Annotated in this window: 10 protein-coding genes and 2 rRNA genes (1 of these 12 running past the window's edge); 1 reads left to right on the top strand and 11 read right to left on the bottom strand. The window is 39.2% G+C overall.

Going from position 1 to position 12,855, the window contains the following annotated elements; all coding sequences use genetic code 11:
• Positions 1-15 precede the first annotated feature (15 nt).
• From KMW28_RS03845 to KMW28_RS03805, 9 genes are all read right to left on the bottom strand, one after another.
• Positions 16-759 (bottom strand): hypothetical protein, encoded by a 744-nt coding sequence (locus tag KMW28_RS03845; protein ID WP_169667185.1) that lies wholly within the window; start codon positions 757-759, stop codon positions 16-18.
• An 8-nt stretch (positions 760-767) separates the two neighbouring features.
• Positions 768-1,412 carry a TMEM175 family protein gene (locus KMW28_RS03840; RefSeq protein ID WP_169667187.1) on the bottom strand — a complete coding sequence of 215 codons (645 nt, stop codon included), beginning with the start codon at positions 1,410-1,412 and terminating at the stop codon, positions 768-770.
• Between the two features lies 1 nt (position 1,413).
• Positions 1,414-2,022, bottom strand: a complete 609-nt coding sequence (locus tag KMW28_RS03835; protein WP_169667190.1) for a nucleoside deaminase — start codon at positions 2,020-2,022, stop codon at positions 1,414-1,416.
• A 21-nt stretch (positions 2,023-2,043) separates the two neighbouring features.
• On the bottom strand, positions 2,044-2,784 hold the full coding sequence (locus tag KMW28_RS03830) for an SDR family NAD(P)-dependent oxidoreductase (RefSeq protein ID WP_169667192.1): 741 nt from the start codon (positions 2,782-2,784) through the stop codon (positions 2,044-2,046).
• A gap of 57 nt (positions 2,785-2,841) precedes the next feature.
• A complete protein-coding gene (locus KMW28_RS03825) occupies positions 2,842-3,642 on the bottom strand; it encodes an SDR family NAD(P)-dependent oxidoreductase (RefSeq protein ID WP_066210085.1) in 801 nt (266 codons plus the stop codon).
• A 100-nt stretch (positions 3,643-3,742) separates the two neighbouring features.
• Positions 3,743-4,888 carry an Ldh family oxidoreductase gene (locus KMW28_RS03820; protein WP_169667194.1) on the bottom strand — a complete coding sequence of 382 codons (1,146 nt, stop codon included), beginning with the start codon at positions 4,886-4,888 and terminating at the stop codon, positions 3,743-3,745.
• 74 nt (positions 4,889-4,962) lie between these two features.
• Complete coding sequence (locus tag KMW28_RS03815; protein ID WP_044221200.1) at positions 4,963-5,733, bottom strand: SDR family NAD(P)-dependent oxidoreductase; 771 nt, start codon at positions 5,731-5,733, stop codon at positions 4,963-4,965.
• A gap of 31 nt (positions 5,734-5,764) precedes the next feature.
• Positions 5,765-6,928 (bottom strand): arginase family protein, encoded by a 1,164-nt coding sequence (locus tag KMW28_RS03810; protein WP_044221198.1) that lies wholly within the window; start codon positions 6,926-6,928, stop codon positions 5,765-5,767.
• A 429-nt stretch (positions 6,929-7,357) separates the two neighbouring features.
• Positions 7,358-9,403, bottom strand: coding sequence for a sigma 54-interacting transcriptional regulator (locus tag KMW28_RS03805; protein WP_169667196.1), 2,046 nt, complete (start codon positions 9,401-9,403; stop codon positions 7,358-7,360).
• 155 nt (positions 9,404-9,558) lie between these two features.
• Here KMW28_RS03805 and KMW28_RS03800 point away from each other — a divergent pair, with 155 nt between their 5' ends.
• Positions 9,559-10,104, top strand: coding sequence for an HNH endonuclease family protein (locus KMW28_RS03800; protein ID WP_066210089.1), 546 nt, complete (start codon positions 9,559-9,561; stop codon positions 10,102-10,104).
• Between the two features lie 518 nt (positions 10,105-10,622).
• Here KMW28_RS03800 and rrf read toward each other — a convergent pair.
• Both rrf and KMW28_RS03790 read right to left on the bottom strand, forming a co-directional pair.
• A 5S ribosomal RNA gene (gene rrf, locus KMW28_RS03795) occupies positions 10,623-10,734 on the bottom strand.
• 68 nt (positions 10,735-10,802) lie between these two features.
• A 23S ribosomal RNA gene (locus tag KMW28_RS03790) occupies positions 10,803-12,855 on the bottom strand (it continues 826 nt past the right edge of the window).

Here is a 12,855-nt window from a genome sequence, read left to right as displayed (position 1 = left end):
AATGTTTTTCGTTTCTTAAAGGAAAACTACAAGGGCCAAACGAGCAGTGTGATTATCATCTTTAAAAACTCCTCTGTAAAAACCACTAAGTTGTAGCTTATCTGATAATGCGTATTGTGCAATAAATTCTTGTATGTAACGGTCGTTTCTTTCCATACCAATGTTACTTGCCGTATAAATTGGCGTAACTTGAAGGAACATCTTCTCACTCAAAATAATTGGAGTGATGATCTGAAACGACATTCCGTGTTGTGGATCTTGGAACAAACCTGGTCTTTCTAACACTGGTGCTGAAGTGTACTGATAAGAAAGAATTGGGAACATTTGAATCCAATCTGCTATCATTAAACCTACTGTAACACCTGGCTGTACTAACCAAGCTCCAGATCCTAAACCATCATCATAATTTCCTGTAGGAGCAAAAATGTCTACCGATGGACCAAATGCTCCGAAGAACTTATCATAGTTTTTATAGGGGAGATAAAAATATCTCGCTCTAAAATCTCCAATGCCTGTTTTCCCTGTCTCAGTGTTATGCAATAATGGCATCTCAGCTAAGAACAAGTGTGCATCACTTGGTGCAAACATAAACTCTGCTCTATACCCATATGTATCTGCTCCATTTTTAGAATAGTTGTATTCTAAATGGTTGTACAACTGAGTATAAAAGTTGGTTGGCTTTGATGCGTCAATTTCTTCTTGTGCGAAAATGAAGTTTGATAAAAGAAGAAGAGTAAATAGTGAAATGAATTGTTTCATAGTGAAAATTAATGACCAGCTCTGATGCTAGTTCTTGCTAATATATAATTGGCGATAGGTACTAAAGCAACCATGCCTACTAACCAAGCGAGGAAACTGATATAGGATAGACCTATACAAGCTATTGCGACTACTGGGTCAGCTAAAATTTCGTTGGATAACACCTTGATTCTCTCGTCGGTCATCTCCTCTTTAAGCATATCGTTTTTCTTTGCATGATGCAGTTTCCAATACGAAAAGATGCCTAATAATCCCCATACAGCACTAAAAATGGCTCTTGAATGAGGTTGATCTGAAGTGAACTCAATGTTCATTTCAAAATAAGGATAGAGACATAGTAGAAAGAAGTAACCAAAGGTGATTAATATCTGATTGAGGTTGGTTGTTCTCATCGAATGATGTACTTCGACGAACTTGAACCAATGGATAACTAATATCAAGAAACCAGCTACATAAGGAAGAAATGGTTTATCCCATATCAATTGAGAATCTATTACTTTTTCTCCATCTACAATTTCTGTTTCCACATCAAAAACAATCAATCCCAAAACTGGGGTGGTCATACTTATTGCAAAAAGCAGCATGCCCAAATGTTTTACATAGTCCAGAAAGTAGGTGTGGTCTCTAGGTTGTTGTATTTCTTGTGATGCCATATTAATATCTTTCTAGCCATTCGTCCACGCAATGATCGATGGAGTTTAGCCATACCTGACGTGCAATTTCTTTTAGCTTCGGAGAACAATCTGCTTCTTCAACAATCAATCTTGAACCCAACAATTGAAACCCTTCTGGCATTCTTTCATAATTCGTTTGTGCTCCAGCTTCAATACTATTTCCGTCTCTGTAAACGTAATACGTTTTACCCACTTGACTAAAACAGATTCTTGCCAAACACATCGGACAAGGTTCTTGAGAAGTAAACAAAGTGTAATCTCTCATTCGAGGGGTTTTATCATCACACAATCTGTCTTCTAACTCATTCAATAGCACCATCTCAGCATGTAAATCCAAGCGGTGATAAGGAGAGTTGGCTTTTGACATATTTTCTGCAATCACCTCATCATGATGAAGCAAACAACCACCTACTGCAACACTACCTCCTCTTCCGGCACGTATCCCTTGACGAACAGAAATAATTGACGGTCCATCATGCTTATATCCTTCTGGATTTGCTTCATAATCGTTGAGTTGCTGCTCCAATTCATCATAATTGAATTTTGGAGTTTCGAACTTTAAAACGGGTTTTTCAGTATTGTTACACATAGTAGAATGATTATTGTTTAGTTACCAATTGATTTTTTCACGATCTGTAAAGAAACCTGCAGTTGGTCCATCTTGTGGAAGCGTAGCTAACCATACCGATGTATCAGCTCCTTCTGCTGGTGTTTTTGGTCGAGCCTCATCACCATAATCAGGTAGTTCGTCGGTATTCATAGCACTGTCTACCCAACCTGGACAACAGCTATTTACTTTAATACCAAATTCTTCCAACTCCTTCGCAAAAAGCACTGTCATGGCATTTACTCCAATCTTAGAACTTTGATAAGCGGCACAGATATCATCTCTTAATGGAGAATTCATATCAGATAACTGAGCTAATTGTGCCACTTGAGTGGAAAGGTTAACGATTCTGCCTGACTCACTTTTCTTTAAAAGAGGAACTAACTTTTGAGTGAAAAGGAATGGTCCGATATAATTCACTTCCATTACTTTTCTAAATAGTTCTTCTGATAAATCTGATGGATGCTTTCCCATATCTACCAACATGGCAGCATTGTTTACCAATGCATCTAATCTACCGTAATGCTTATCCACAAATTCCACTACTTGATAAAAAGTAGCACTATTTGATAAATCAAATGATATGGCTTTGGCTTCGATACCTTTCCCTTCAAGTTCCTCGACTTTTGAAGAAGCATCTTGAACATCAGCTAGTATGACTGCATATCCTTTCTCTCCTAAAAGCCTTGCTGTTTCGAAACCAATTCCCTGGGCAGCTCCTGTAATTAACGCAACTTTCTTCATCTTCAGTTTCTTTAGAACATCATCAACTCCTAAGAGTCGATGATGCTAAATAAGATCTTATAAACCTGGTGCCATACCACCGTGAACCGGCAATACAATACCTGTAATGTAACTCGCTGCAGGAGAAGCTAAGTATACAATTGCTTCAGCAATTTCACTTGGCTCAGCAGGACGACCCAAAGGAATACCCGCATTCTCTTTCGCTGCTGCCTCTTCTACTGAACAACCTTCAGCTTCTGCAATTGCCTTATAAGCTTCTTGCAACATGTCTGTATTGATTGCACCTGGAGCAACAACATTTGCACGGATACCTTTCGCTGCTTGCTCAATAGCCAACACTTTAGTTGCACCAACTAATGCGTGTTTTGTAGCAACATAAGGATAAGGCATACCCATACCCGCTGCGATACCCGCTGTAGAAGCAACGTTTACAATCGCTCCACCACCAGATTTTTCCATGGCAGGAATAGCACCTTTACAAACTGCTAAAGCACCTTTTACGTTTACAGCGTAGTTGGCATCCCAGTCTTTGTCAGTGTTTTCGTCCAATAAAGCAGAACCAAAACCAACACCTGCATTGTTCACTACGATATCAAGAGAACCGTAAGCATCCAATACTTGTTGGATAGCTGCATCTACTTGAGCTGCATCTGAAACATCTACTAAAACACCCATTGCTTCGCCACCATTTGCTTTGATTGCTGCAACGTTTGCTTCCATCCCCTCTTTAGAGCTGTTACGGCCAGTTAAAACTACTTTAGCCCCTAACTCTGCCAATTTCTCAGCAATTGCTCTACCTAAACCTTTTGTTTTTGTTGCTCCTGTTACTAGAGCAACTTTGTTTTCAAGAAGTTTCATTTTTGAATTATTTTAATTCGATGGCTGTAGGGACGTAGCACTGCTACGTCCTTACCAAAGGAATACTTCATCCCTACAACCTCTAGAATATTCTATTTGATTATTTATTTCTTTGCGCTTCCCACTCTTCTCTTAAGCTCTCTTCTGATAGACCGTATCTACCTGCTTGAGTCTTGAAGAATGGCTCCCAGTGAGAATCCAATACCTCAACGATTTCTTCGTTTTTGATGATTGATTCATAACCTCTTGCACCTGGCATACCTGGTTGTCTTTGACCTGGACGAGCTGGAGAATCTTCGATTGCTTGAGCAAAACGATCTGATTTCGCCAATACATCACCCAATGGACCAAATACTGAAGGATCGATACAAATAAAATAAGAACCACCTACTGAAGTACCGTCTGCTTTTTTGTCAACAATATCACCTAATGATGGAACTTCTGGAGTGATGATACCACCTGGGTTGATAATACCTGAAAGTAATTCGTTGAATAGGTTCAACATGTACACTCTTGGGTTAGACAATTGTTGGAAAGCCGATTGGTTGTACACACGACCATAACCTTCTATTGGCTGAGCGTATGGAGCCAAATCGTTTGATAATTCACCCGTTTCTGGATCAATTACATAATCACCTTTCAGCTTAGTACCTTGAAGAACCGCTTGTGCTGTATCTGCATCGTACCACTCACAAAGTTTTGTTGACATCCATACTGGAGGCTTTTCACCTGCAGGACCGATACCATCAAATGGAGGTACAGAAATTGTATTTGACATACCACCTAGAGGTGAACACATTGGTACAGAGTTGTTCGAAGTTAATGCTACACAACCTGCTTTTGATGCCATCCAAGTGTAAGCACCGAATGAACCTGCATCGTTATGGTTATGACCAAAAACAATAGCAATACCATGCTTTTTCGCTTTTTCGATCGCCATGTTCGCCATCTTAGTCAATGTCCAGTAACCTGATGAACGCTTACCATCGATTGATGCCCAAGTATCTCCCTCACCAACAACTTCTGGCTCTGCGTTTATATCCAATAAACCTGATTGATGCATGATGTCAATTGCTTCATATACACCTAAACCTTGGTTTAATTTACCTTGACGGATACCCAACATTAGTGCATCTGCAACTGCATTACCGTGCTCTTCTGATGCGCCTGCAGCCATCCAAGTTCTTTTCAATGCATATCTTAAGAAATCTGCATTCGTCGATTTAGTTTTTCCTTGTGCTCCCATAGTAGTATTATTTAATTTGTAAGATTATGTTTTGATGGGACGTGGCAGGACCACGTCCACTTATATTTTTTTAATTATTCAGCAGCTAATGTGTTGTAAGCATCGATGCTCATACCAGCAGTAAATCCACCATCAACACCAATTACTTGACCGTTTACGAAATCACAGTCTTTAGCTGATAAGAAATGAATCAATGAAGCTACTTCTTCTGGCTCTGCAATACGTCCTAGAGGTACTGCTTTGTGCTCCATTCTCAATTGTGGTTGACCTTCTGGAGTATTTGCCATTGGTGTATTCACTGAAGTTGGTGCAATTACGTTGGCTCTGATACCACGGCTACCCAATTCAACAGCAGCTGTTTTTGTGATACCTACCACAGCCCATTTCGAAGCTACATAAGGTGCTAAATAAGCCACACCTTGAACTGCAGCGGCTGAGGCTACATTGACAATACGGCCACCGTCATTCATTTGAGGTACACCGAACTTGATGCCGTGAACAACACCTTTAGTATTGATAGCAAAGTTTTTATCGAAGTTTTCGATGTCTGTTTCCATCATTGTGTCGTAGCCGAAGTTCGCTCCAGCATTATTTACTAGGATGTCAATTTTACCGTATGTTTCAACAGCTTTATTAACCATCGCTTCTACTGATTCCGCACTAGAAACATCACACTGAACGAAAGTAGCTCCGATTTTCTCTGCGATCTCTGTTCCGTCTTTACGACCTGAGATCACTACTTTAGCACCTGCAGCGATAAAACGCTCAGCAGTTTTTAAACCGATACCCGAAGTACCGCCTGTTACGATTGCAACTTGTCCTTCTAATGAAAAGAAATTTGCCATGATATATTTAATGTTTTAAAGTTCTAAGTAATTAAAGTGTAACGTTACCAAACGCTTGTGGCCAGTTTGTAGGGTGATTTTCTCCACCATTTCTACGTTTCACATCTGCCGCTAACCAGCAAAGGATTTTCCAGCTAAGACCTGCAGCGATGTAACCAAATGTTTTCGCTGGGTCATTTTGTGGAGCGTATTCTACAACATCTGCACCTACAAGGTTTACTTTACCTGACATTCTCACTAATTTCAATACATCGTGTACCCAATTGGCATCCAAACCGAATGGCTCAACAGCAGAAGAAGCTGAGTTGTACACTGGATCTAATGAATCTAGGTCCAATGAGATATAAGTAGGACCATCACCCACTACCTCGATAATTTTGTCTGCCATTTCTCTTGGAGACATTACTCTTGCTTCATCAGCGAAGTACACATTAGTACCGAAGTTTTTCGCGTGACCACCTACAAGACCAGTCATTCTACCTCTAATACCAATTTGAATCATTCTCTCAGGGTCTACATTACCTTTCGCAAAGTTCTGAGTAAACATGTTACCTGAGTGGTATGGATAAGGGAAGTCAGCTTCCGTTACCAAATCATAGTGAGCATCAAAGTGAATTACTGAAAGTGGACCGTAAGTCTCACCCAATGTCATCAAAGGAGCTACTGAAACTGTATGATCACCACCCCACATGAAAGGAATGATATGATTATCACAAACAATTTTTCTGTAATGCTCAATCGCATGCTCCATCTCACCTGATAAATCAAACTGACCATAAGTATCGATTGTACCGTAGTCAATGATGTTGGCGAAATCGAAAGGAATATCGAACTCTCCGTTGATCCATGGTTCTGTTGTACCCATGAAGTTTTTCGATAATTCTCTTAATGCTTTAGGGCCATATTTATGAGAAGCATTCATTGGAGCAGACTTTTCGAATGGCATACCGATAATTGCGATATCTGCTTCTTCCAAGTCTCTAGAGAATGGAGCCATAAAAGCACCTAGGTAATCTTTGTTGATATTACTCAAGAATTCGATACCTTGACCACCACCCATTGTTTTTACTCTTTCCAAGTGTGCCTTCACGTCTGGATGAACACCATCTCTACTTGTTGAGTTTTTCCATAGATCCTGGTATTTTTCCAATCTCTCTTGTGGGATAGCAGGGTACTTTTTGATTTCCTTTTTCATAGTAATATTTATGTTTAGTAATGAATTTGTTCTAGCGAATTTTAATCTTTTCCAAAAATTATTCAATCGTTTGAATAATTTTTCTTTCGTTTAAAAAACCGCTCGTTTCCGGCGATTTCATCTTCATTAACGGCCTAGGATGAATTTGGTTTCAAAAGTAGGGGTAGAAAAATTATTAATAACATTGAATAGGTATATAGGTTAAAATAAGTTTTCGCCCATATATATAAATGGGCTATAGTTTGAGTCAATCATTTTTTTGATCTGTGCAATATTAATAAACAATATTTGTAAATAATTTAATTTTGAATAATCCTCTATCAAAAAACACATAAATTACTGTAATAGTGAAACTTATAGTGTTTACAAACATTTAAAAAGTAGTCTTTTTTTCGTGAAATATCACTAATAGAATAATTGTAAGGTTATTTAGACCTTTTTGATATCCAATTTTTTCATTTTTGATCTTAATGTTGCTTCGTTTATTTTTAATAGTTCGGAGGCACTATTTTTCCCACTTACTTTCCAGTTACAATGCTTTAAAACTTTAAGGATATATTTCTTTTCTTGCTGATCTAAGGATAAATATTCAGAATTACCTTCTCTATGATCTTCTACATATTCTTCAAACTGAAAAAGCTTAAGTGTTTTGCCTTTTGAGTTATTGATTGATCTTTGAATAATATATTTTAGTTCTTTAATATTTTCTGGCCAATGGTAGGCTTGTAATTTTTTTATTGTCGCTATAGATACTTTAAACTGTGGAATATTATTTTTCTTACAATAACTCTCCACAAACACTTCTACTAAATAGGGAATATCACTTAGCCTTCTCTTTAAATCAGGCAAATGAATTCTATAAATACTTAAAAAGTGATAGAGTTCTAGATTGAATTTACCTTCTTCAGCAAGTTTTCTCAGATTCTGATCAGTAGTAGCAATAAATCTCACATCATATTTTTGGTCATCACTTTCATCCAATAGTTTTAAAAGGTCCAATAGATATATTTGATCATCATCAGAGAGATAATGGATATTTTCTAAAACTAAACTTCCTCCATTCGCTACATCAAGAATACTTTTATTATACCCTTGTGTATATACTGAGTCTTCGTAATATTTGGTATTAAATACCGACTTTAAGGTAGAGTGGCAATTATAGACTATTTGAGGTTTCTCAGCTCTATCTCCATATTTGATAATCTGATTAGCAATATAAGTTTTACCTGCTCCTTCATTACCGTGAATTAACACCGTACTTTTATAATTGGCTATTCTTTTGATTTCACTTTCTACAGACATAGAAAAGTTATGATCAATTACGAGAACACTTGGTTTATTCTTCCCTCTAAACTTTGTTTCTTTCAGGAAGGTATTCTCCTCTTCCAGCTGTTTTGATACTTTCTGAAGCTCATCCAAAGTTTCTGTTAATTTCTTTTGATGGGTTAGACGTTGAGTAATTTCGTAACCTATCATGTAACTTTCTCGAGAATGAGAAGATAAGTTGACAGTTACTCTTGTGCCTTCAATTACTTTGTAATTTGATCCTTTTACGGTTAATCTAAAATTAAGATCATCCTCTTCTTTTTCCTCTATATTAAAAAACTCTTTTATTGGACGATGTAGGTTGTTATTATCAAATGATAATTCTTTCTCTGAAAATTTATTGAAGAATGTTATATTCCCATTATCATCGTATCGAAATACATATAAATCGATATTCAGGATCATTTCTTCAAAACTTTTAGTAATAATATTAAGTGAAACTTGTTTTTGATATCCTAAATAAAAACTTAATAAGAGGTCAATACTCAAAAGCATCACAATTCCAGTGACTGCATACTCTGTTAGAAAAATACCTTTTATAGTACCAATATCAATAAATACATCATAGATATTACTAAAGATAAATAATATACTTACTAAAGATGAGATCACTATCTTTCTTAGAGAATTTAATTTTATAGAGTGAATGACCAGTCTTGAGAAGTAATAAATACAGCTTAGATAGAAAATAATGGTCAAAAAGAAATAAAGTGTCTGAGGTTCTCCTTTGAGATAATAATATTTTTCGGATGCTAACTGTATTGATTTTACTAGTACTTTATCGGTGTACATGAAATAGTCTCCGAAAAAGAACATAAATAGTATTATCAAAATAGATAGAAATGTAAGATACAAATAAGTTTTTCTAAATATTCTTTCTGAAAGTTCATAGGCAGCTCTAAAAATCATCATCATTAAAAACATATAAGTTACCAACATATATGTGGAAAACTGTTGATGTTCATCAAGATCAAATAGCGAATGCGTATAGGTAGATAACAATATAAATGCCCCACTACTACCACTCATCAACCCGTAAATTAGTTTTTGAATATCTCTATCAGTTATCATGTAAATACAGAGATACAACACACTCAAAGTGAAGAATATTCCTGCTAGGATAAAATTAATGCCGTATAGATCTAACATTTTGGTTATTTGGAATTTAAAAAGTTCCTAAAGATCCCTTAAAATACGTTTTATATCTAATATTATGCTTTAAATTAATCTAAAAAGAGGCGATTTTCGTAACATTTTACTACTAATCAATCGTTCAACTTACTAACATCAACAATCAAAATATCATGCTATGTAAATTAAAACTGAAAAACAGTAAGAAAACTGTCATTGTGTCCCATCGGACCTTAGAGTTACTGGAGAATAATCCATATCTAAAAGAGCTTGATGTGTTGAACAACTTGAGAATACACACTAGTGGATATGTTTTTTTTCAAAGGAACTTTCCAAGACCTGATGGTAAATACAAAAATGTAACTATTTACCTGCATCGGTTGATTGCAGAAAAATTGCTAGACAAACGTGAATCAGACAAACGACTATTTGTTCATAATATCAATGGAAATCGCTTAGATTTAAGAGAAGAAAACTTAGATTGGAAAACCATGGAAGAACTTCGAAGGCTTCAAGAGCATCGAAATAAGCATGGTTATAGAGGCGTCATTAAAGTTGGTAAGAAGTTTAAGGCAATTATTTATGAAAATGGCAAAAGAACAGATTTAGGGAATTATCCTACCATTGAAGAGGCTTCCGAAGCTTATGAAAAAAGAAACGAGGAGCTTTATGGTAATCTGAAAAAACCTGTTATCAAAAAAAGAAATTACATTAAGTAACATTTTACTGTTGATTGTGTGGATAACTTGACGATTTGTTTTAGGATAAATCAGAAAGTTATCCACTTTTTTGTTGATAACTATTTAGATAGCAGGTAGCAGGTAAGATCATCCAAGATTTTGGGGATGTTTTTCGTAGAAACACTAGTTATTTCTCAGTCTTTATAGAGGTGGCCTTAGCCCCTCGTTACACGAACTATTGGCCTACACTATTTGGGCATTGTCAATCATAGTAATATTTTATATACCATCTACATCCCCGTCTCCAGCGAGGCGGCCTTGGCCCCTCGGGAACTATCGGTTTTCGCAGATATATCTACATTGGATAGAATTCCTTGCTTATTCAATATATGGCTATCCATAACCGTTTGTTCAGATTTTGAGTGTAAATCACATCAACACCCCGCAGGAATATCCTGATATTTCAAGCGGGTGGCGGTGGGATTTACGCCAAAATATGCACAAACAAAAAAAGGTTAGCCAACATCTTGTGTTAACTAACCTTCTATATTTAATGAATGTGGCGCCGACTTACTCTCCCGGGGGTTAACCCAGTACCATCAGCACTGTAGGGCTTAACTGCTCTGTTCGGAATGGGAAGAGGTGAACACCTACGTCATTGGCACCATCAATGTCTTAATATCATTGACTGTGAACAGTAAAAACTTTGTCAGTGCCCCCATCAGGGGACACCAACCGAAGAAAAGCTTTCGGGCGATTAGTACTTCTCAGCTTAATCCATCTCTGAACTTACACTTGAAGCCTATCAACGTCATCATCTATAACAACCCTCATAAGGAAATCTCATCTCGAGGTGGGTTTCGCGCTTAGATGCTTTCAGCGCTTATCCGCTCCACACATAGGTACCCGGCGATGCTCCTGGCGGAACAACCGGTACGCCAGAGGTGTGTCCAACTCGGTCCTCTCGTACTAAAGTCAGAGCCTCTCAAATTTCCAACGCCCGCAACAGATAGAGACCGAACTGTCTCACGACGTTCTGAACCCAGCTCGCGTGCCACTTTAATGGGCGAACAGCCCAACCCTTGGGACCTTCTCCAGCCCCAGGACGTGACGAGCCGACATCGAGGTGCCAAACCTCCCCGTCGATATGAGCTCTTGGGGGAGATCAGCCTGTTATCCCCAGAGTACCTTTTATCCTTTGAGCGATGGCCCTTCCATGCGGTACCACCGGATCACTATGTCCCACTTTCGTGCCTGGTCGAGATGTCTCTCTCGCAGTCAGGCTCCCTTATGCCATTGCGCTCTTCCGACGATTGCCGACCGTCGTGAGGGAACCTTGGAAAGCCTCCGTTACTCTTTTGGAGGCGACCACCCCAGTCAAACTACCCACCAAACAATGTCCGGGTTCAAAACCCGTTAGACCGTCGAACAGGAGAGGGCGGTATTTCAACAATGACTCCAAAACGCCTGGCGACGCTCCTTCACAGTCTCCCGCCTATCCTACACACTCCTGGCCAACGGCCAACGTTAAGTTGCAGTAAAGGTTCATGGGGTCTTTTCGTCCCGTTGCGGGTAAGCGGCATCTTCACCGCTACTTCAATTTCACCGAGCTCATGGCCGAGACAGCGTCCAGATCGTTGCACCATTCGTGCAGGTCGGAACTTACCCGACAAGGAATTTCGCTACCTTAGGACCGTTATAGTTACGGCCGCCGTTTACTGGGGCTTCAATTCAGAGCTTCGAATTACTTCTAACTCCCCCTCTTAACCTTCCAGCACCGGGCAGGTGTCAGGCTATATACTGAATCTTTCGAGTTCGCATAGCCATGTGTTTTTGTTAAACAGTCGCCTGGACTTCTTCGCTGCGGCCTCTTACAAAGTAAGTAGGCGCCCCTTCTCCCGAAGTTACGGGGCTAATTTGCCTAGTTCCTTAGCCATGAATCACTCGAGCGCCTCGGGTTACTCACCCTGACCACCTGTGTCGGTTTGGGGTACGGGATCCTATAACATAATCTTAGAAGGTTTTCTTGGAAGCGTTTCGTATCGTTATCAGATTGGCCGTGGCCGCTCTGTACTGTCTTGTCTCCCCAAGTCGTGCGCATTTAACTACACAACCTATAGGTACGCAATTCAACGTACTAATCCGTCAGTACGCAGATACTTCATCACTCCGTCACTCCGTCGATGATATAGGATGCTCAGGAATTTTGACCTGATATCCATCGAGTATGCCATTCGGCAATCCCCTTAGGTCCCGGCTAACCCTGGGACGATTAGCGTCGCCCAGGAAACCTTGGTCTATCGGCGGGCAGGTTTCTCACCTGCCTTATCGTTACTTATGCCTACATTTGCTTTTCTAACCGGTCCACTGCACATCACCATGCAGCTTCAACCCCGTCAGAATGCTCCCCTACCACTCGTGCTAATGCACAAATCCATGTCTTCGGTGGATAGTTTAATGCCCGATCATTATCGATGCCCTGTCGCTCGACCAGTGAGCTGTTACGCACTCTTTGAATGAATAGCTGCTTCCAAGCTAACATCCTGGCTGTCTCAGCGACTGGACCTCCTTAGTTCAACTTAACTATCACTTGGGGACCTTAGACGATGGTCCGGGTTCTTTCCCTCTCGGACTAGGACCTTGGCACCCTAGCCCTCACTGCCGGTAGTGTTTGATGGCATTCGGAGTTCATCTAGATTTGGTAGGATATGACTCCCCCGCATCTAATTGGTAGCTCTACCTCCATCAAACTCATCCGACGCTGCCCCTAAAGGCATTTCGGGGAGTACG

The sequence above is a fragment of the Flammeovirga yaeyamensis genome (genome assembly GCF_018736045.1).
Taxonomy (GTDB): Bacteria; Bacteroidota; Bacteroidia; order Cytophagales; family Flammeovirgaceae; genus Flammeovirga; species Flammeovirga yaeyamensis.
Note: the sequence above shows the minus strand (reverse complement) of the source record. Positions and strands in the feature narration are given on the sequence as shown.